Annotated in this window: 14 protein-coding genes, 2 pseudogenes and 1 CRISPR repeat array; of the genes and pseudogenes, 11 read left to right on the forward strand and 5 right to left on the reverse strand. The window is 69.1% G+C overall.

From position 1 onward, the window contains the following. The first annotated feature begins 30 nt into the window (after positions 1 to 30). The 11 genes and pseudogenes from ACEUEL_RS03970 to cas2 (ACEUEL_RS04015) all read left to right on the forward strand — a co-directional run bounded on the left by ACEUEL_RS03970 (position 31) and on the right by cas2 (ACEUEL_RS04015) (position 14,058). A complete protein-coding gene (locus ACEUEL_RS03970) occupies positions 31 to 2,343 on the forward strand; it encodes a CRISPR-associated endonuclease Cas3'' (protein WP_405702387.1) in 2,313 nt (770 codons plus the stop codon). A gap of 262 nt (positions 2,344 to 2,605) precedes the next feature. Beyond that, positions 2,606 to 2,872 (forward strand): annotated as a pseudogene (cas5, locus tag ACEUEL_RS22260) (CRISPR-associated protein Cas5); the annotation flags it as partial. Between the two features lie 83 nt (positions 2,873 to 2,955). Beyond that, on the forward strand, positions 2,956 to 3,222 hold the full coding sequence (locus ACEUEL_RS22265; protein WP_454892292.1) for a type I-E CRISPR-associated protein Cas5/CasD: 267 nt from the start codon (positions 2,956 to 2,958) through the stop codon (positions 3,220 to 3,222). Beyond that, positions 3,219 to 5,036 (forward strand): type I-C CRISPR-associated protein Cas8c/Csd1, encoded by a 1,818-nt coding sequence (gene cas8c, locus ACEUEL_RS03980; RefSeq protein ID WP_405702388.1) that lies wholly within the window; start codon positions 3,219 to 3,221, stop codon positions 5,034 to 5,036. The genes ACEUEL_RS22265 and cas8c overlap by 4 nt, the downstream gene beginning before the upstream one ends. Then, entirely contained in the window at positions 5,026 to 5,967 is a 942-nt protein-coding gene (cas7c, locus tag ACEUEL_RS03985) for a type I-C CRISPR-associated protein Cas7/Csd2 (RefSeq protein WP_405702390.1), read from the forward strand. Before cas8c ends, cas7c begins: the two co-directional genes overlap by 11 nt. A gap of 9 nt (positions 5,968 to 5,976) precedes the next feature. Continuing rightward, positions 5,977 to 6,630, forward strand: coding sequence for a CRISPR-associated protein Cas4 (gene cas4 / locus ACEUEL_RS03990; protein ID WP_405702393.1), 654 nt, complete (start codon positions 5,977 to 5,979; stop codon positions 6,628 to 6,630). 7 nt (positions 6,631 to 6,637) lie between these two features. Then, a complete protein-coding gene (gene cas1c, locus ACEUEL_RS03995) occupies positions 6,638 to 7,678 on the forward strand; it encodes a type I-C CRISPR-associated endonuclease Cas1c (RefSeq protein WP_405702396.1) in 1,041 nt (346 codons plus the stop codon). Positions 7,679 to 7,681: 3 nt separating this feature from the next. Then, complete coding sequence (cas2, locus tag ACEUEL_RS04000; RefSeq protein WP_405702399.1) at positions 7,682 to 7,972, forward strand: CRISPR-associated endonuclease Cas2; 291 nt, start codon at positions 7,682 to 7,684, stop codon at positions 7,970 to 7,972. A gap of 276 nt (positions 7,973 to 8,248) precedes the next feature. Then, positions 8,249 to 8,743: a CRISPR direct-repeat array (repeat unit 32 nt; unit sequence GTCGCCCCCTTCGCGGGGGCGTGGATCGAAAC). 667 nt (positions 8,744 to 9,410) lie between these two features. Further along, complete coding sequence (cas9, locus tag ACEUEL_RS04005; RefSeq protein WP_405702401.1) at positions 9,411 to 12,749, forward strand: type II CRISPR RNA-guided endonuclease Cas9; 3,339 nt, start codon at positions 9,411 to 9,413, stop codon at positions 12,747 to 12,749. 3 nt (positions 12,750 to 12,752) lie between these two features. Next, positions 12,753 to 13,562 (forward strand): annotated as a pseudogene (gene cas1 / locus ACEUEL_RS04010) (type II CRISPR-associated endonuclease Cas1); the annotation flags it as partial. A 205-nt stretch (positions 13,563 to 13,767) separates the two neighbouring features. Then, positions 13,768 to 14,058 (forward strand): CRISPR-associated endonuclease Cas2, encoded by a 291-nt coding sequence (gene cas2, locus ACEUEL_RS04015; RefSeq protein WP_405702403.1) that lies wholly within the window; start codon positions 13,768 to 13,770, stop codon positions 14,056 to 14,058. 329 nt (positions 14,059 to 14,387) lie between these two features. Here the strand turns inward: cas2 (ACEUEL_RS04015) and ACEUEL_RS04020 are convergent, their stop codons facing one another. The 5 genes from ACEUEL_RS04020 to ACEUEL_RS04040 all read right to left on the reverse strand — a co-directional run bounded on the left by ACEUEL_RS04020 (position 14,388) and on the right by ACEUEL_RS04040 (position 20,283). Beyond that, positions 14,388 to 15,557, reverse strand: a complete 1,170-nt coding sequence (locus ACEUEL_RS04020; RefSeq protein ID WP_405702405.1) for an extracellular catalytic domain type 1 short-chain-length polyhydroxyalkanoate depolymerase — start codon at positions 15,555 to 15,557, stop codon at positions 14,388 to 14,390. 275 nt (positions 15,558 to 15,832) lie between these two features. Then, entirely contained in the window at positions 15,833 to 17,335 is a 1,503-nt protein-coding gene (locus tag ACEUEL_RS04025) for a tripartite tricarboxylate transporter permease (protein WP_405702407.1), read from the reverse strand. Positions 17,336 to 17,338: 3 nt separating this feature from the next. Continuing rightward, a complete protein-coding gene (locus ACEUEL_RS04030) occupies positions 17,339 to 17,995 on the reverse strand; it encodes a tripartite tricarboxylate transporter TctB family protein (protein ID WP_405702409.1) in 657 nt (218 codons plus the stop codon). A 157-nt stretch (positions 17,996 to 18,152) separates the two neighbouring features. Continuing rightward, on the reverse strand, positions 18,153 to 19,130 hold the full coding sequence (locus ACEUEL_RS04035; RefSeq protein WP_405702411.1) for a Bug family tripartite tricarboxylate transporter substrate binding protein: 978 nt from the start codon (positions 19,128 to 19,130) through the stop codon (positions 18,153 to 18,155). Between the two features lie 37 nt (positions 19,131 to 19,167). Then, entirely contained in the window at positions 19,168 to 20,283 is a 1,116-nt protein-coding gene (locus ACEUEL_RS04040) for a 4-oxalomesaconate tautomerase (protein WP_405702413.1), read from the reverse strand. Positions 20,284 to 20,304 lie beyond the last annotated feature (21 nt).

Raw genomic sequence — 20,304 nt, forward strand, 5'->3', positions numbered from 1 at the left:
CTGGTGTGATCCGACCTGGACGTGAACGCCATGGCCGACATCTACGCGCATTCGCTGCCCGGCGAGCCCCGGGACCGATGGGAGACGCTCCCCCGCCACAGCCTGGCCGTGGCGACGCTGGCCGCGCAGCTGGCCGAGGCGATCGGATACAAGGAGGTTCTGCGGCTGGCCGGGCGTCTTCACGACATCGGCAAGCTCTCGCCGGAGTTCCAGGCCTATATCGCCGGCGACCGCAACTCCGGCGGCGACCACTCCTCCGCCGGGGCGCGCATCGCGCTGGACCGCTACGGAACGGGGCTCGGCGCCATCCTCGCCGCCATCATCGCCGCCCACCATGCCGGCCTCGCCGACGGCGTCGACCTCGCGCGCCGGATGGAGGGGGCCGCCCGGCTGCTGCCGTCCGGCTGGCAGGCACAGCTCGGCCCGCTGCCGGAACCGGCGGCGGTGATGGCCGGCGTGCGGCTGCCCCAGGCCGGCCCGAAGGGCTTCGCGGCGAGCTTCCTTATCCGCATGCTGTTCTCCTGCCTCGTCGACGCCGATTTCCTGGCCACCGAGCAGTTCTATGCCGAGGCGGCGCGCCAGCCGGTCGAGCGCGGCAACCACACGGGAATTGCCGAGCTGCGCGAGCGCCTGCGCGTTTTCATGGCGGAGAAGCGTGCGACGGCTCCCGCCACGCCGCTCAACACGCTGCGTGCCGAAATCCTCGACCATGCGGGCGCCCGGGCGGGTCTGGCGCCCGGCCTGTTCAGCCTCACCGTGCCGACCGGCGGCGGCAAGACACTGGCCTCGCTCTCCTTCGCGCTCGACCATGCGGTCCGTCACGGCCTGCGGCGGGTCATCTACGTCATTCCCTACACCTCCATCATCGAGCAGACTGCCGACGTGTTCCGCGAGGCGCTGGGGAGCGAGGGCGATATTCTCGAGCACCACGCCAGCTTCGACTGGGAGGCGGCCCGCACGGAATGGTTGGCGGACGACGAGGCGCCCAGCGCTGTCGCCAAGCTCCAACGGGCGGCGGAGAACTGGGACGTGCCCATCGTCGTCACCACGGCGGTGCAGTTCTTCGAGAGCCTGTTCGCCAACCGCACCTCGCGCTGCCGCAAGCTGCACAACATCGCCGGCAGCGTGGTGGTGCTGGACGAGGTGCAGACCCTGCCTCTGCCGCTGCTGCTGCCGAGCCTGGCGGCGATCGAGCAGCTGGCGCTGAACTACCGCACCAGCGTGGTGCTGTGCACCGCCACGCAGCCGGCCCTGCGGAAGATCGACGAGGCCCTTCGCGACGGCACCGGTGCGGCGCGGGGTCTCGACCTGCCGGCGGAGCGGGAGCTGGCGCCCGATCCGGCCGGGCTCTATGCGCGCCTGCGGCGCGTCGCGGTCGAACGGCGGGCGCAGCCGGTGCCGGACGAGGCCGTCGCCGCGCGCTTCGCCGAGCAGCCGCAGATGCTGTGCATCGTCAACACGCGCCGTCACGCGCGGGCGCTGTTCGATGCCATCCGCCCGCTGCCGGGCGCCGTGCATCTCTCCACCCAGATGTGCGCCCGCCATCGCCGGCTGGTGCTGGCCGATCTGCGGGCGAAGCTGGAGGCGCGCCTGCCGGTGCGGCTGGTCGCCACGAGCCTTATAGAAGCCGGCGTCGACATTGATTTTCCAGAGGTCTGGCGCGCAGCCACCGGGATCGACGCCGTTGCGCAGGCGGCAGGACGCTGCAATCGCGAGGGTAAACTGTCCGATGCCGAGGAGCGGCCGAAGCTGGGGCGCGTCGTCGTGTTCGAGCCGGCGGCCGGGCATATCCAGCACGACATCAAGCTGCGCTGGCAGGCGGCGCAGCCGGCGCTGGAACAGCATGCCGATCCGCTCGGCCTCGAGGCGGTCAGGCACTATTTCGCCGAGCTTTACTGGCGAAAGGGCGACGCGACCCAAGTGTTCGATACGGCAACGGTGGGCGCCTATCCGGGCATTCTCCGCGCCATCGGCGAGACCGACGGGCTGGACTTTCCGTTCCGGTCCATCGCCGAAGCCTACCGGATGATCGACGAGATCATGGAGCCGGTGGTCGTGCCGTGGCAGGCCGATGCGGACGACCACGACGCCGAGCGGCTGCTGGCGAGCATCGCCGCGCAGGACAGGCCGCGCGCGGCCGATCTGCGGCGGCTCCAGCAGTACACGGTGTCTATCCCCAATGCGGCCCGCGACGAATGGCTGGCGCGCGGCGTCCTGAGGCCGGTTCATCCCGCGCTCGGCGAGGCGATGCTGCGGTTTGTGGACCTGTCGCTCTACCGGCCGGAGACCGGGGTGGATCTGGCGGATCCGACGTATCGGGACGTCACGCTGAATGTCATTTGACGGTCAATCCCATGACGGCATCGCCCCCGGCAGGAGAGGTCCGCGGCGACCGTCGCGCGGCGGGAGCGGCGTTCGTGTCGTTCCGTCATGCAATCATCGGTGGAGAACTTCGCCGCCTCGCCCGATAGCCATTGCCCCGTTGCGGTATCCGGATTGAGGTTTCCGGGTACGGCTGATTCCGCATCATTGCCGAGGTTGCGAGATGTCCTACGGTGTTCGTCTGCACGTCTGGGGCGAGCGGGCGTGCTTCACGCGGCCGGAAATGAAGGTCGAGCGCGTCTCCTATGACGTGATGACCCCGTCGGCGGCGCGCGGCATTCTGGAGTCGATCCACTGGAAGCCGGCGATCCGCTGGGTCGTCGACCGCATCCATGTGCTGAGGCCGATCCGGTTCCAGTCGTTCCGGCGCAACGAGGTCGGCGCCAAGGCCAGCGCGGCCTCGGCCGACACGGCGATGCGCGCCGGCTCGACGGCGGGCCTCGGCCTCGTGGTGGAGGACAACCGCCAGCAGCGCGCGACCCTGTTCCTGCAGGATGTCGCCTATGTCATCGAGGCGCATTTCGAGCTGACGGCGAAGGCCGGCCCCGATGACGGCGAGGCCAAGCCCTCAGCATGTTCAACCGCCGGGCCGCGGCCGGGCAGTGCTTTCACCGCCCCTGCCTCGGCACCCGCGAATGCGTGGCGGATTTCGCGCTCGTCGCGCCCGGCGATCCGCTGCCGGAAAGCCGGCTGCCCGGCGACCAGCGCGACCGCGATCTCGGCTGGATGCTGCACGACATCGACTTCGCGGACGGCAATACCTCGCGCTTCTTCCAGGCCCGGCTGTCGGACGGCGTGCTGGACGTCAAGGCCTGCCTCGCCGGGGGCACGGTGTCATGACCATCCTGCAATCGCTCGACGGCTATTATGAACGGATGGCCGCGCGGGGCGAGGCCGAGCCACCGGGGTTCTCGCGCGAGAAGATCAGCTTCGCCATCGAGATCACCGAGGACGGCACGCCGGTCGCGGTGCTCGACCTGCGCGCCCCGAGCGGCAAGAAGCTGGTGCCGCAGCTGCTGTCGGTGCCGGCGGCGGTGAAGCGGACGGCGGGCATCCTGCCCAACCTGTTCTGGGACAAGAGCGCCTATGTGCTGGGGCGCACCGCGGGCGAGGGCAGGCGGACCGCCCAGGAGCACGACGCCTTCAAGGCCGGCCATCGGGAGGTTCTGGCCGGAGCGCAGGATCCCGGCCTTGTCGCCCTCTCCCGTTTTCTGGAGGGATGGACGCCGGAGCGCTTTGATGCGGCGCCTTTCACCCCCGAGATGCTGGATGCCAACATCGTCTTCCGCCTGCGGGGCGACATGCGGTTCATCCATCAGCGCGATGCGGCGCGGGCCGTGCTGTCAGCACGGGCCGGCGGCGACGGCGCGCGCGTCGCCTGCCTCGTCACCGGAAACACCGCCGTCGCGCAGCGGCTGCATCCCACCATCAAGGGCGTCAACGGGGCACAATCCTCGGGGGCCGCGCTGGTCTCGTTCAATCTCGACGCCTTCACCTCCTACGGCAAGGAGCAGGGCGACAACGCCCCCACCTCCGAGGAGGCCGCCTTCCGCTACGGCGCCGCGCTCAACGGCATGCTGGAACGCTCCAGCCGCAACCGCCTCGCCCGCGGCATCGGCGATGCGACGGTGGTGTTCTGGGCCGACACGTCGGGAACCGTCGACGAGGACGCGGCGCGGGCGGCGGAGGATATCTTCGCCGCTCTGGCCGAGCCGCCGGACGACGCGAGCGAGGCGAAGAAGCTCCGCGACCGGCTCGACGACGTGATGAACGGCCGGCCGGTCGAGGCGCTCGACGCGAAGCTCCGCGCCGCTACCCGCTTCCACGTGCTCGGCCTCGCCCCCAACGCCGCGCGGCTGTCGGTGCGCTACTGGCTGTCGGATGATTTCGGCGCGTTCGTGCAGCGTCTCGCGGCGCATTACCGCGATCTCGCGATCGAGCCGCGTCCGTGGGGCGAGCGGCCGCCCTCCATCGCCTGGCTGCTGCTGAAGACGACGGCGATGCTGGAGAAATACGAGAACATCCCGCCGCTGCTGGCGGGCGAGGTGACCCGCGCCGTGCTGGAAGGCACGCGCTACCCGCGCTCGCTGCTGGCGGCGGCGATCATGCGGCTGCGCGCGGGCGACGACCCCGCCAGCGGCTGGCACGCCGCGGTGATCCGCGCGGTGCTCGCCCGCGAGCTCCGCCTGAACATGCCCGACCCGCACGCCCCCGCAAGCCATGACCGCGCCAGGGAGGAACTGCCCGTGAGTCTCCAGAAGGAGAGTTCCAATTCTGCCTATCAGCTCGGCCGCCTGTTCGCCGCCTATGAGACCGCACAGCGGATGGCGCTCGGCAAGGTCAACGCCACCATCCGCGACCGCTATTTCGGCGCGGCCTCGGCCACGCCCGCCAGCGTCTTCCCGATCCTGATGCGCGGCGTGCAGAACCATCTCGGCAAGCTGCGCAAGAGCGGCAAGGGCGTGTGGCTGGAGCGCGAGATCGAGGAGATCACCAACCGCCTCGACGACCACCTGCCGCGCTCGCTGCCGCTCGAGGCACAGGGACGGTTCGTGCTCGGCTACTACCACCAGCGCAAGGGGCAGTTCGCCAGCCGCGAAGCCGAGGCCGAACTCGCCAGCATCGATGCGGAGGACCACGACAATGACGAATGAAACGAACGGCCTCACGCGCCGGCATGAATTCGTGCTGTACTTCGACGTGGTGAACGGCAACCCGAACGGCGATCCCGACGCCGGCAACATGCCCCGCCTCGACCCGGAGACCAATCAGGGGCTGGTTTCCGACGTCGCGCTCAAGCGCAAGATCCGCAACTATGTCGCCCTGGCCCGGCCCGATGCGCCCGGCCACGAGATCTACATGCGCGACGGCGCCACGCTCAATAACGAGCACAAGCGCGCCTGGGCGGCGGTGCTGCCGGATGTCACCAAAGCGGACGAGCTCAAGAAGCTTCCGAAGGACGAGGCCAAGTCCCGCGAGCTGACCGCCTGGATGTGCGCCAATTTCTTCGATATCCGCAGCTTCGGGGCGGTGATGACCACCGGCGTCAATGCCGGGCAGGTGCGCGGGCCGGTGCAGATCAACTTCGCCCGCTCGGTCGAGCCGATCCTGCCGCTGGAAATCTCCATCACCCGCCTCGCCGCGACCACGGAAGCCGATGCCGACGCCAAGGGCGGGCGCACCATGGGCCGCAAGCATATCGTGCCCTACGGGCTCTACCGCGCCCATGGCTATGTCTCGGCCCCGCTCGCCTCGCACCCGACCAAGGGCACCGGCTTCTCGCAGGCCGATCTCGAGCTGCTGTTCGAGGCGCTCGCCAACCTGTTCGAGCACGATCGTTCCGCCGCGCGCGGCGAGATGGCGACGCGCAAGCTGATCGTCTTCCGGCACGCCTCGGCGCTGGGCAACGCCAGGGCGAACGAGCTGTTCGACCGCGTGAAGACCTGGCGGGTGTTCAAGGGCGAGAGGCACACGCCCGGCGACGACAAGCTCGACAACGCGCCCCCGGCCCGCAGCTTCGAGGATTACGCCATCTCCATCGACCGCGACGGCCTGCCCGACGGCATCGAGATCATCGAGCGGTAGGGGCGGCCCGTGCCGGTCGCGCCCATCGCCCCCGAGACGGAGGAGGCGCTGATCCCGCTCTCGGCGCTGCAGCACTATCTGTTCTGCCCGCGCCAGTGCGCGCTGATCCATGTCGAGCAACTGTGGGCCGAGGATGCCGCGACGGCCGAAGGGCGGCTGCTGCACGAGAAGGCGGATTCCGGCCGGGCGGAGACCCGGCCGGGCGTGCGCACGGCCCGCGGCGTGACGCTGCGCTCGACCGTGCTGAGCGTCGCCGGCAAGGCCGATGTGGTCGAGTTCCACGGCGGCGGGCGCGGCGAGCCCGGCGTGCCCTTTCCGGTCGAATACAAGCGCGGCAAGCCCAAGGCGCACCGCGCCGACGAGGTGCAGCTCTGCGCGCAGGCGATCTGCCTCGAGGAGGCGTTCGGCGTGCCGGTTCCCGAGGGTGCGCTGTTCTACGGCGAGACGCGCCGCCGGCTGAACGTCGCCTTCGACGACGCGCTGCGGGCGCTGACCGCCCGCACCGCCGAGGCCACGCGCACGACGATCGCCGCGCAGCTCACGCCCGCGCCGGTCCACATGCCGGCCTGCCGCCGCTGCTCGCTCGAAGCCCTGTGCCAGCCGGCGCGGCTGGACAAGCCGCCTTCGGTGGCCCGCTGGCTCGCCACCCAGATCGGAGCGTGAGGTGGCCATGCGGCGCATGCTCAACACCATCTATGTCAACAGCGAGGACGCCTGGCTGCGCAAGGACGGCGCCAACCTGGTCGTCGAGGTGGAGGGCACGGAGCGCGGCCGCGCGCCGCTGCACATGCTCGACGGCGTGGTCAGCTTCGGCCGGCCGGGCGCTTCGCCGGCGCTGCTGGCGGCCTGCGCGGAAGCCGGCATCACCGTGTCGCATCTCGATCCCAACGGGCGTTTCCTCGCCCGCGTCGAGGGATCGCGCACCGGCAACGTGCTGCTGCGCCGCGCGCAGTTCCGCGCCGCCGACGATGCCGCGCGCGGCGTGCCCATCGTGCGCGGCATCGTCGCCGCCAAGGCCGCGAACCAGCGCACCGTCATCCGCCGGGCCCTGCGCGACCATGGCGCCGCGCTGCCGGCCGAGGGACGCGAGGCGCTGGAGGCCGCCGAGCGGCGCCTCACCGATGTGGCGCGCCGTACCCTCGTCGCGGCCAGCGTCGAGCTGCTGCGCGGGCTGGAGGGGGAGGCGGCGCAGGTCTATTTCGGCGGCTTCAACCATCTGCTGCGGGCCGACGATCCGGCCTTCGTGTTCGGCGGGCGCTCGCGCCGCCCCCCGCTCGACCGGGTGAACGCGCTGCTGTCGTTCTTCTATGCCCTGCTCGGTCACGACTGCCGGTCCGCCCTCGAGGCGCACGGCCTCGACCCGCAGGTGGGCTTCCTCCACGCCGACCGGCCCGGCCGCGCCAGCCTCGCGCTGGACCTGATGGAGGAACTGCGTCCCGTCCTCGCCGACCGGCTCGCGCTCAGCCTGATCAACCGCCGGCAGCTCGCGCCGGAGGATTTCACGCTGGAGGATGCCGGCGGCGTGCGGCTGACCGAGGCCGCGCGCAAGCGGGTTCTCGTCGCCTGGCAGGAACGCAAGCGCGATGAGCTCACCCACCCCTTCCTCGGCGAGACGCTGCCGCTCGGCCTCGTCGCGCATGTGCAGGCGCAGCTTCTGGCGCGTCATCTGCGGGGCGATCTCGACGGCTACCCCGGCTTCATCTGGAAGTGACGCATGCTGATGCTTGTCGCCTATGAGGTGCGGACCGAGACGCCGGCGGGCCGCCGCCGGCTCCGCCGCGTCGCGCGGGCCTGCCTCGACTATGGCCAGCGCGTGCAGAATTCGGTGTTCGAATGCGAGGTCGATCCCTCGCAATGGGTGGCGCTGCGCGCGCGCCTCATTGCCGAGATCGACGGGGCGAGCGACAGCCTCCGCTTCTATCGGCTGGGCGCGGATGGCAAACGGCGGGTCGAGCATGTGGGGGCGAAGCCGAGCCTCGATCTCGATGGCCCGCTGCTGTTCTGACCGCCCGCGCGAACCCTTGGCGCGAACCTCGGGCGCGAACCGCCGGCGCGAACCTGAGGCGTGACCCCCCGGCGCGAACCCCAGGGCGCGAACCTCACGCGCGAACCCCAAGCGCGCACGCTACGCCGGCGAGGTTCGCGCGCCCGGCAGCTATCTGTATTGCCTTTCCTTTTTCGTCGAGCGCAGCCGCACCGGCCGCTGATCGGCACGGCACGCCACACGGTTCGCGCGCACAGCCCTATTTCGTGTGAAGATCCAGTATGTTACTGGACGGCAGTCGCCCCCTTCGCGGGGGCGTGGATCGAAACACCGTTGTGAGGGGGGGGTTTCTCCCGATCGCCGGTCGCCCCCTTCGCGGGGGCGTGGATCGAAACATCTCGAACGGGGTAGCGCTCGGATTCATCCGCATGTCGCCCCCTTCGCGGGGGCGTGGATCGAAACCTGCACCCCGAACGCGAGCCGGGCGGCATGCTCGTCGCCCCCTTCGCGGGGGCGTGGATCGAAACGCCAATCAGCTTGGCCTTGAGGTGCGGATCGCGACGTCGCCCCCTTCGCGGGGGCGTGGATCGAAACCGGTCGATGTCTGCATGCTCGGCGGCGTCGGCTAGTCGCCCCCTTCGCGGGGGCGTGGATCGAAACTACGTGGGGCAGAAAGTGGTCTGCGTGGATGGCGCGTCGCCCCCTTCGCGGGGGCGTGGATCGAAACTGGGCGAATTTCGAGCAGGCGCAGCGCACGGGAGTCGCCCCCTTCGCGGGGGCGTGGCTCGAAACAGCGAGGCACCATAGGCGGGCATGGCCGATCAGCATGTGCGCCGAATTCGGGCGCGTTTATCGGCCGATGGAAATCCGAACAGATCATGGTTCGGTTTGCTGACAGAATAGTGGAGTGGCCGCGAGCAGGTTGGGCGGAATGATCTTGGTCATTCCTCGCCTGGTCGCGATCAACACATTGCAGCGGCCAGCGACATCTGGGTCGAGGCAACAAAAAAAGGCGACGCCGGAGCGTCGCCCTTATCTGGTGCAGACATGACTGCTTGTTAACAGCCAGACCACGATCTCTGAAGACGTTACGGTAGCACCTCGCGGATCGCGATCAAGCACCGTTTCAGAGACCGCAGGTCCAGCGGCACCTCGGCGATCTTGGGGGTGAGTGAAGATGGCTCTTCCCCACGAGAACCCAAGAGAGAGTCCGAGCGCTCGGACGATGTCGGGCTTGAATCCGCCGTCAGTTGGGTTGGAACCACCATTCGCTCTCACGTACACCCGAACATGGCAGCCTCATACCGGCTCCTAAGCCACCATGGGCAATCGCGAATTTCTGGCGCTCGCTCCCTTCGAGTGCGGCGAAGACACATTGTGGCCGGATTCGACTACCCGCTGCGATTCGACATTCATACACTCGAAGGTAGTATTCCGGTGGCGTATATCGGGGTGGCATATGCCCTATCGGGTCGGGTTTGATCTCGGGACAAATTCTCTCGGCTGGGCCGCCATCGAGGTGGTGAAGGTCGGTGAGATCTGGACGCCCAAGCGCATCATCACCGCCGGCTCGCGCATCTTCTCCGATGGGCGGGAGCCGAAATCGGGCGCCTCGCTCGCCGGGGCGCGGCGCGATGCCCGGGCCATGCGCCGCCGGCGCGATCGCTTCAAGCAGCGGCAGGCGGCGCTGATCAAATATCTGACGCTGGCCGGCCTGTTCCCCTCCGACGCGGCCGGGCAGGCGGCACTGGTCGGGCGCGATCCCTACGAACTGCGCGCCCGTGCGCTGCGGGAAAAGCTGCCGCTCGCCCATATCGGCCGCGCGCTGTTCCACCTGAACCAGCGTCGCGGTTTCAAGTCGAACCGCAAGACCGACCGGGGCGCGGATGACGATGCCGGCAAGATCCGCATCGGCGTCGGCCGGCTGCACGCGCAGATGGAGGAGGCCGGGGCGGAGACGCTCGGCGAATTCCTGCACCTGCGCCGCGCCGGATCGACCGATCCCAATGCCGTCGCGCATGTTCGCACGCGCATTCTCGCGCCCGATGCCGAGGAGGGGCGGGCGAGCGAGGCCTATGATTTCTACCCCGATCGCCAGACGCTGGAGGACGAGTTCAACTTGATCTGGGAGCGGCAGGCGCCGCATCACCCGGACGTGCTGACCGACGCGCGGCGGGAGCAGTTCTACGAGATCATCTTTCACCAGCGCCCGCTGAAAGACCCGAAGATCGGCTTCTGCACGCTGTTGCCCCCCGAGCCGCGCCTGGCCAAGGCACACCCGCTGTTCCAGCGCCGGCGGCTGCTGGAGGAGGTGAACGCGCTGCGTATCGTGGCACCCGGCGTCGAGGCGCGCCTCCTCACCCGGCAGGAGCGCGATGCGTTGCTCTCCAAGCTCGGATCGAAGAAAGCGGTCGCCTATGAAAGCCTGCGCAAGGGTTTGAAGCTCGACCCTGACGCGCGCTTCAACAAGGAGAGCGAGAACCGCCGCGACATGAAGGGCGACGAGGTCGCCGCCGAGATGACGAGCCGGAACCGCTTCGGCAAGGCGTGGCTCTCCATGGCGCCGGAGCTGCAATGCGAGGTGATCGCGCGGCTGGAGACGCTGGAAAGCGACGAGCAGGTCGCGGGGTTCGAAGCATGGCTCGGCGAGCGCTTCGCGCTGTCCGCCGAGGCGGCACGGGCCGTGACCGGCGCGCGCCTGCCCGAGGGTTATGGCCGCTTCGGCGAGAGCGCCACCCGCCGCCTGATCGCCGAGCTGGCGAAGGATGTCGTCGTCTACAGCGAGGCGGTCGCGCGCGCCGGGCTCGGCCACCATTCCGATTTCCGCGACGGGCAGGTCTGGCAGGACGGAAAGGGCAACGCCGCGCTGCCCTATTACGGCGAGATACTGGAGCGCCACATCCTGCCGGGAACCGCCGATCCGGCCGAGCGGGACGAGGCGCTGCGCATCGGCCGCCTCACCAACCCCACCGTTCATATCGGCCTCAACCAGCTTCGCCGCGTGCTCAACACGCTGATCCGCCGCTATGGGCCGCCGGAGGAGATCGCCATCGAGCTGGCGCGCGAGCTGAAGCTGAACGAGGAGGAGAAGCAGAAGCGCAACCGCGAGAACCGCGAAAACCGGACGGCAGCCGAGGGGCGTTCAAGGAAGCTCATCGAGATCGGCCAGGCCGACAAGGGCGGCAACCGGGCGATGCTGAAGCTGTGGGAGGAGCTGAACCACGAGAACGTGCTGGACCGGCGCTGTGTCTATACCGGCCGCCAGATCTCGGTAGACATGCTGTTCTCCGGCGCCGTCGACGTCGACCACATCCTCCCCTTCAGCTCGACGCTCGACGATTCCGGCGGCAACCGCATCCTCGCCCTGCGCGAGGCCAACCGCGTCAAGGGCAAGCGCTCGCCGTTCGAGGCAAAGGACGATCTGCGCGCCCGCTTCGGGCCGGAAGCGAGCTGGGACAACATCGCGGCGCGCGCGGCGCGGCTGGCGAAGGGCAAGCGCTGGCGCTTCGAGCCGGATGCGCTGAAGCAGTTCACCGACAAGGGCGGCTTTCTCGCCCGCCATCTCACCGACACGCAGTACCTCTCGCGCCTCGCGCGGGAGTATCTCTCCGCGCTTTATCCCGACCGGGGCGAAGGCTCGAGCCATGTCTGGGTGTCGCCCGGCCGGTTGACCGAGATGCTGCGGCGGAGCTGGCAGCTGAACCACCATCTGCCCGACCACAATCTCGCCGGCGGCGCCAGCCAGCCGAAGAACCGGCGCGATCACCGCCATCACGCCATCGACGCCATCGTCATCGCGGTGACCGATCGCGGCATGCTCAACCGCATCGCGCGCGAAGCCGGCAGCAGCGGCTACGAGGCGGCGGACCGCATCGCCGCGCTGATTCCCGACCCGTGGGAGGGGTTCGCCGATGAGGTCGGGCGGGTGGTGCGGAACATCACCGTCAGCCACCGGCCGGACCATGGCAGCGCCGCCAAGGCCGGCCTGCGCAAGGAAAGGGACACCACCGCGGCCCGTCTTCACAACGAAACCGCCTATGGCCTCACCGGCGAGAAGGACGCGCGCGGGCTCGACATCGTCGTCACCCGCAAGCCGCTCGCCGCGTTCAAGAAGGCCGCCGATCTCGCCGCCATCCGCGACGACGATCTCCGGCGCAAGCTGGCGGACTGGACCGCCGGCAAGGAAGGCGCGGCCTTCGAGCAGGCGCTGCGCAGCTTCGGCCATCCCGAGCGCGGGCCGCGCTTCTTTCCCGGCATCCGCCGCATCCGCGTGGTGGAGCCGCTCTCGGTCATCCCGATCCGCGACCGGCATGGGCGCCCCTACAAGGCCTACAAGGGCGACTCCAATTACCGCTTCGATGTGTGGGAGCTGAAGACGGGAAAATGGAGGGATGAGGTCGTCTCCATGTTCGACGCGCACCAGCCGGGGTGGACGTCGAGCATCCGCGCCGCCAACCCGACAGCCCGCAAGGTGCTGTCACTGCAGCAGAACGATGTCATCGCCGTCGAGCGCGAGGGCGAAGAGCGCGAACTGATGCGGGTGGTGAAGTTCTCGGGTGGCACACTGGTCCTTGCCCCGCCGCAGGAGGCCGGCAGCCTGAAGGCGCGCGACGCCGACAAGGAAGACCCCTTCCGCTACGTCTATGGCTCGCCGCGTTCGCTGCAGCGCTGGAAGGCGCGGCAGGTGCGCATCGACGAGCTCGGCCGCGTGCTCGACCCCGGCTTCCCGGCGCGCCGGAAGCCGCGACGGCGAAGGGCGGCCACGCCGGACGCCGCGTTACCCGCACCTCCGGGCTGAGGCATGGAGCAGGTCGTCGATATCGCCACGGACGGCCGGCACCTTTCCGCCTATCGCGGCTTCCTGGTCGTTTCCGAAGACAGGCGGGAGATCGGCCGGGTGCCGCTCGACGATATCGCGGCGGTGATCGTCCATGCTCACGGCATTACCTGGAGCACCAACCTCGCCGTGGCGTTGGCGGAACGCGGCGCGCCGCTGGTGTTGTGCGGCCCCAACCATGCCCCGGTCGGCGTGTTCCTCCCCCTCGATGGTCATCATGGCCAGAACGCGCGCATGCGCGCCCAATGGGAAGCGGGGCGCCCGCTCGCCAAGCAGCTGTGGAGCCGGCTCGTGGTGGCCAAGCTGCGCTGGCAGGGGGCTGTTCTCGACGCGCATGGCAAGGAGCGCGCCGCGCTCGACATGCTCGCCCGCAAGGTGCGATCGGGGGATCCCGACAATATCGAGGCGCAGGCGGCGCGGCGCTACTGGCCGCTGCTCATGGGACCCGACTTCCGCCGCGACCGTGACGCCGCCGATATCAATGGACCGCTGAACTACGGCTACACCATCCTGCGCGCGCTGGTGGCGCGCTCGGTCGTCGCGGCCGGGCTGCATCCCTCCATCGGCATCCACCATGCCAACCGCGGCAACGCGTTCGCTCTCGCCGACGATCTGATCGAGCCGTTTCGCCCTCTCGTCGATTCACTCGCGGTGCGTCTCGCCGCGAAGGGGTTCGAGGCGGTTGACCCCGCGACCAAGCGCGCCTTTGCCGGGCTGATCGCGGTCGACCTGCCCGGTCCGGACGGCGTGACCACGGTGGCGGTGGCGGCGCAGCGGCTCGCCCAGTCGCTCGCCCGGGCGTTCGAGAGCGGGGATGCCGGTGCCCTTGCCCTGCCGCCCCCGCCGACACCGCTCGAACTCGTCGGGCTCGACCATCTCGTAGCGATTGAGGAGGGGGTGCTGTGCCAACCATGGCGGAGGGGACGCCGCCGTGACCCTCACCCAGCTCAGCGGCTACAGGCTCATGTGAATTTTCGTGATGTTCGACCTGCCGGTGACCAGCAAGGCCGAAAGCCGGGCCGCGACCAGGTTCCGGCACTATCTGCTCGACGAAGGCTTCGAGAAGAGCCAGTTTTCGGTCTATGCTCGCTTCTGCAACGGCAAGGAGCAGTTTGAGGCCCATATGCGCCGCCTCGAGGCGCATCTGCCCGAACGCGGCGATGTCCACGTCCTCACCTTCACGGACCGACAATATGAAAACATCGTCCGCTTCTCCGGCCAGCGCCGCCGTCGCCCGCGAAAAAATCCCGATCAACTGGCGTTATTCTAAACGCCTCGGTCGTTCTCGCGCAGCCCAGACCGCCCGGATTCTCTGTCTTTTCAGAGAGTTCCGGGCGGATCCAGATTAGCCGTTCAGAGATCGAGGTCCAGCGGCAACCTGGTCCTATGACCTCGACATGACCAGCCTAGATTAGCCGTTCAGAGATCGAGGTCCAGCGGCAACGGCGGACAATGCCTCCGTCGCCTCCATCAAAGATTAGCCGTTCAGAGATCGAGGTCCAGCGGCAACACGCCCGCCGGCTGCCGCCGAGGGAGCCTCGCGCGGCCGGTGCATCAGTCGCTGTCGCCGCGGCGGCATGCGCCGGCCGAGTGCCTTGCTCACGGCATCAGCCCGGCGGCGCGAAGAGCGTCCTCGATGATCTTCCGCACGCCGGAGGCGCGGTGGCCGGCCAAGATCGGGGACGGCCCATCATCCGGCCCCCTCTGCCCGGGGCGGGACGTCATCGGTCCGTCCGGACCTGCCGCGGGAGGCATGGATATCGCGGGGGCGTCCCGAGCGGCCGGGTATGGCTGGGGCGCAGCGGCGACGTCGCGGGGATCGGCGATGCCCCAGAAGCGCACGATCTCCCGAGTGGAGGATATGCCGACATCGAGCATGTAGGGGCCGGGAACGCCGAGCTCATCGCCGATCGGCGTGCCGTGGCCGAGCCCTGCCACGGTGTTGAGCTCGATCACGGCGTCACCCGTGGCATTGCACCAGGTGCGTATCGTGCGGCTGCCGCGGACTTCCGAGACCGTCGGCGCGGCGTCGACCTGATGGACGCTGCGCCATTGCGTGACGATGTCGTCCGCATTGGACGGCACCACCGTCTGGTCCGCCGTGCCCTGCCAGATCGTCACCCGCGGCCACCGGCCGGAATGGTGGGAGGCGGCGCGCAGAAGCTGCCAGAGCGCCGTGTCGGGCACCCTGCCGCGGCCGCTCATGCATTCGAAGGCCTCCGGCACCGTGGCCGCGCGGCCATAGGCGAGGCCGGCGATGATGGCGCCGCCGGCGAACACCTCCGGGTAGGTGGCGAGCATGACCGAGGTCATGGCCCCGCCCGCCGAAAGGCCGGTGATGAAGATTCTGTTTCGGTCGAGACCGTGCGCCACGACCATCGCCTCGATCATCTGCCGGATGGAGAGCGCTTCGCCGGAATCCCGGCGGATGTCGCCGGGCTGGAACCAGTTGAAGCAGAGATGCGAATTGTTGCCGTGATGCTGCTCCGGGTAGAGCAGCGCGAAACCGGCCTCGTCGGCCAGCCTCGACCAGCCGGCGTGACGATCGTATCCGGCCGCGGCCTGGGTGCAGCCGTGCAGCACGACGACCAGCGGGGCGCCGTCCGGCAGATCGGATGGACGGTAGCAGCGGGCCTTCAGATTGCCCGGGTTCGTGCCGAAATCGGCGAGCGTGGAGAGGCGACCGGGAGAGACGGAACCGGGACCTTGGTCGCCCTGCCGGGTGCGCAGCGCGGCGAGGCGGGCCATCGTGTCGGGCATTTTCCGCAACGGAGATATCCTTGCAAAGGCGGCCCGGCGGGTGGGCGGGACAGGCTAACGCGCCAACCTCCCAATTGTTGCTGCGCTGCACAATGACACGGTGCCGCCCGTTCGATCCAGGCCGGCGCGTGGTGGCGTGCCTTCTCCCAACGGCGCTCGTCGCGGCCGGCGTCGACCGCGACGATGCAAGGTGCCGAACACGGGTCAGGGGGCGGGTGAGGTGGTGCGCTCGTTCCATCGCAATCCAGCGCATCCGGGCGCCATTCGGCTGGGGCGTTCGGGCGTTACTCGACGAACACGTCCTCGCGCCCGCGCCGGAAGCTGGGGAGCATCACCACCAGCAGCATGACCGCGGCGAGGGCGAGCAGGCCGGCCGAGATCGGGCTGTCGATGAAGGTGGCCATGTCCCCGCGCGAGACCAGCAGGGCGCGGCGGAAATTCTCCTCCATCAGCCGGCCGAGCACGAAGCCGAGCAGCATGGGCGCCGGCTCGAAACCGAACTTCGCAAGAATATAGCCCGCGAACCCGAACAGCCCGATCAGCAACACCTGCACCGGCTCCGAATTGATCGAGAAGATGCCGATGGAGCAGAACATCAGGATTGCCGGGAACATGAGGTGGTAGGGCACCTTCAGCAGCTTCACCCACAGGCCGATCATCGGCAGGTTGATGATGAGCAGCATCAGATTGCCGATCCACATCGAGGCGATCATGCCCCAGAACAGCTCGGGCGAATTGGTCATCACCAGCGGACCCGGCACGATGCCGTGGATGGTCATGGCGCCCACCATCAGCGCCATCACCGCATTCGGCGGGATGCCGAGGGTGAGCAGCGGGATGAAGGAGGTCTGCGCCCCGGCGTTGTTGGCGCTCTCCGGTCCGGCGACGCCCTCGATGGCGCCACGGCCGAAGCGGCGCGGGTCCTTGGCGATCTTCTTCTCCAGCGAATAGGCGGCGAAGGGGCCGAGCACGGCGCCGTTGCCGGGCAGGATGCCGAGGATGGCGCCGATGATGGTGCCGCGCGCGATCGGCGCCGCGGACTGGCGCAGTTCCTTCCGGCCCGGCAGCAGCCGGCCGATCGCCTGGTTCACCACGTCGCGGGTCTCGACATTGTCGAGGTTGCGCAGGATCTCGGCGACGCCGAACACGCCCATGGCCAGCACGGCGAAGTCGATGCCGTCGGCGAGGAAGTCCATGCCGAAGGTCATGCGCGATTCGCCGGTCTCGATGTCGATGCCGACCGTCGAGAGCAGGATGCCGAACAGGATCATGGCGATGGCCTTGACGATCGAGCCATGCGCCAGGACCACGGCGAAGACGAGGCCCATCACCATCAGCGAGAAATACTCGGCCGGGCCGAAGATGAGCGCGAGGCTGGTGAGCGGCTTCGCCAGCGCGGCGATCAGCAGCGTGGCGAAAGTGCCGGCGATGAAGGAGCCGATGGCGGCGATGCCGAGCGCGATGCCGGCGCGGCCCTGGCGGGCCATCTGGTGACCGTCCAGCGTGGTCACAACGGCCGTCGCCTCGCCGGGGATGTTGACGAGGATCGCCGTAGTCGAGCCGCCATACTGGGCGCCGTAATAGATGCCGGCGAGCATGATCAGCGCGCCGACCGGATCGAGGCCGAAGGTGATCGGCAGCAGCATCGATATGGTCGCGATCGGGCCGACGCCCGGCAGGATGCCCACCAGCGTGCCGACGAGGCAGCCGGTGAGGCAGAGCACGAGGTTCTTGAGCGAGAAGGCGACGGCGAGGCCGAGGCCGAGATTGCCGATGAGGTCAAGCATGGCTCACACGCCCCCTTCGCTGGAAGCGGCCCGGCCACGCCGGCCGGCCAAGAGGAGGATCAGGCCGGCCACCAGCATCGCGCCCGCGGCGAGCCGCAGCGCGCCGCGATAGCCCCAGCCGGCGAGCAGATGGTCCTGCAGGAAGCGCGGCATGATGGGTATCGGCAGATTGAGCGCATCGCCGAACAGCAGCAGGCTGAACGGGGTGAGGAACAGCGCCAGCAGCAGCAGCGGCCGCAGGCGCGCTTCCGGCGTGGCATAGCCGCCGACGAGGATGGCCAGCGGGCCGGCGATGACGAGGCCGAACTCGGGCGTGTTCCACGCGCCGAAATGCGAGGTCTTGATCGTCGCCGCGAACAGCGCGGTCGCCGATATCACCAGCAGAGGACCGCGCAGCGACACGCCGATCCCGTCGGTATTGGCGCCGCGCCGCCAGGCGGCCACGAAGAGGGGGATGGCGCACAGCCCCAGCAATACCGACAGCGCCCTCGGCAGCATGCCCGGCCCGACCGAGCGGAGCGTGCCCATCGGCAGGTCCGAGGAGAACCAGAAGCCGAGCACGGCGATGACGAGGATGATCGCGGCGGCGCCCGCCTCGCGGTGCGAAAGCGCCCGCTCCGATCGGGTACGCGGGACGGCACTGCCGGCCAGTTGTGTCATGTTCCTCTCCCGGATTGTGGTGCGGCCCCGTCTGCGTGGCGCGGGGCTCGTCATGCCTGCACGGCCGCCGTGGCGGCGGGTCACGAATGCCTCCCGGGTCAACGAGGCCGCTGTGGCGCGGCAGCCTCGTCGCCAGGGCGAGGACGTCTTCGGCGTATCAGTCGATGGAGATGCCGGCCTGGCCGAGGAAGGTCGACCAGCGATCGCTCTCCGACTTCATCATGGCCGCGAACTCCTGCGGCGTGTCGCCGACGATTGTGGTGCCCTCGGCCGTCAGGCGTTCCTTGACCGCCGGCAGCTTGAGCGCCTCGAGCGTTGCGGCGCGCAGCTTCTCGACCGCCGGCTGCGGCGTGCCCTTCGGCACCACGAAGCCGTACCAGGCGGCGGATTCATAGTCGGGATAGCCGCTCTCGGCGATGGAGGGCACGTTGCCCAGCTTCGCCACGCGCTCCTTGGTGGTCACGGCGAGCGGGATCATGTCGCCGCTGTCGACGAGGCCGAGGACGGAGGGGAGCGTCGTCACCATGAAGTCGCCGCGCCCGCCCAGCATGTCGTTCAGCGCCGGGCCGGCGCCCTTGTAGGGCACATGCACGGCGGTGATGCCGGCCTGCGAGAGCAGCAGGGCGGTGGCGAGATGGCTCGCCGAGCCGTTGCCGGCCGAGCCGTAGGTCAGCGCGCCGGGGTTCGCCTTGCCGAAGGCGATAATGTCCGCGAAGCTCTTGAACTTCGAGTTCTTGGAGACGACCACGACCAGCGGCGTGCGCGCGATGAGGGTGACCGGATCGAACGCGGTGAGCGGGTCGAGTTTCAGATTCTTGAACAAATGCGGGTTGACGACCATCGGGCCCTGGTTGGCCATCAGCACGGTGTAGCCGTCCGGATCGGCCGAGGCGGCCACGCGCGAGGCGACATTGCCCCCCGCCGTGCCGTTGTTCTCCACCACCATGGCCTGGCCGAGCTTCTCGCCGACTCCATTGGCGACGAGGCGGGCGATGGCGTCGGTGCCGCCGCCGGCGGCATAGGGGACGACGAGCTTCACCGGCCGCACCGGATAGGAATCCTGGGCATGGGCGGGAAGGGCGGCGGCGAGACAGCCGGCGGCGAACAGAAGGCCGAGGTGGCGGCGGTTCAGCATGGTTTTCCTCCGTGAGCTTCTTGTATCGTTGGGTGGATCAGGCGTGGAGCGCGGGCTGCGCCGCGGCTTCCGGTTCTTCCGGCAGGGGCACGATCACCGTTCCCTCGAAGATGCGACGGGCGGTGCGGATCAGGCTGGCGCGACGGACGTCTCCGGCCGCATCGATCTCGAGGTCGACCTCGATCTTGCCGCTGGGATGCTCGATGACAATGGGCGCGCCGGCCCCGGGGCGGCGCGCGACGTCTTGGGCGATGGTTCCCGGCGTCGCGGCGGCGACGGCGACGCACAGTGCCCCGGTGACGGCATGGGCGCGATGCGTGCGGTGCGGCACCAGATAGCGCGAGGTGATCGTTCCGTTCGGCAGGGTCGGCGGCGACAGCAGGCCGATCTTGGGCACCACCGCGTTCGACACGTCGCCGAGCCCCATGCGCTGCCCGGCCTCGCGGCGGAGCTGCTCCAGCTGACGGAACAGGGAGCGGTGGGCGTCGAGTTCGTCCGGCGTCTCGGTTCCGGAAAGGCCGAACGCGGCGGCGCGGATGAGCATCATCGGCATGGCATAGTCGATCAGCGTCACCTCGACATCGTCGATCCTCTCGGCGGCATGCCCGGTGGGAAACAGGGCGCCGGTCTTCGAGCCGTTGGCGTCGAGGAAGGTGAGCTTGATCGGCGCCGCGCGGCCCGGCACCCCGTCGATGACCGTATCGCCGCCATAGGTCACGCTGCCTTCCGGCGTCTGTACGATCGCCTCGATCGTCTTGCGTGTGTTGCGGTTGAAGATCCGGACGGTGGTCTGGCCGCTCTCGGCGGGCAGCAGCCCGCTCTCGATGGCGAAGGGGCCGACCGCGGAGAGCATGTTGCCGCAGTTGGGCGTCATGTCGACGATCGGCTGGTCCACGCCGACCTGGGCGAAAAGATACTCGACATCCACGCCCGGCTGCCGTGACGGGGCGACGATCGCCACCTTGCTGGTCAGCGGGTTGCCGCCGCCGATGCCGTTCACCTGCAGCGCATCGGGCGAGCCCATGATGGCGAGCAGCACGCGGTCGCGCAGCGCGGGATCGGCGGGCAGGTCACTTTCGAGAATGAACGGACCGCGGGAGGTTCCACCCCGCATCATCACCGCCGGGATGCGCATCTCGAAACTCTTGTGCATCTGATCCGATCCTAGCATGAA

The sequence above is a fragment of the Ancylobacter terrae genome (assembly GCF_045108345.1).
Lineage (GTDB): Bacteria > Pseudomonadota > Alphaproteobacteria > Rhizobiales > Xanthobacteraceae > Ancylobacter.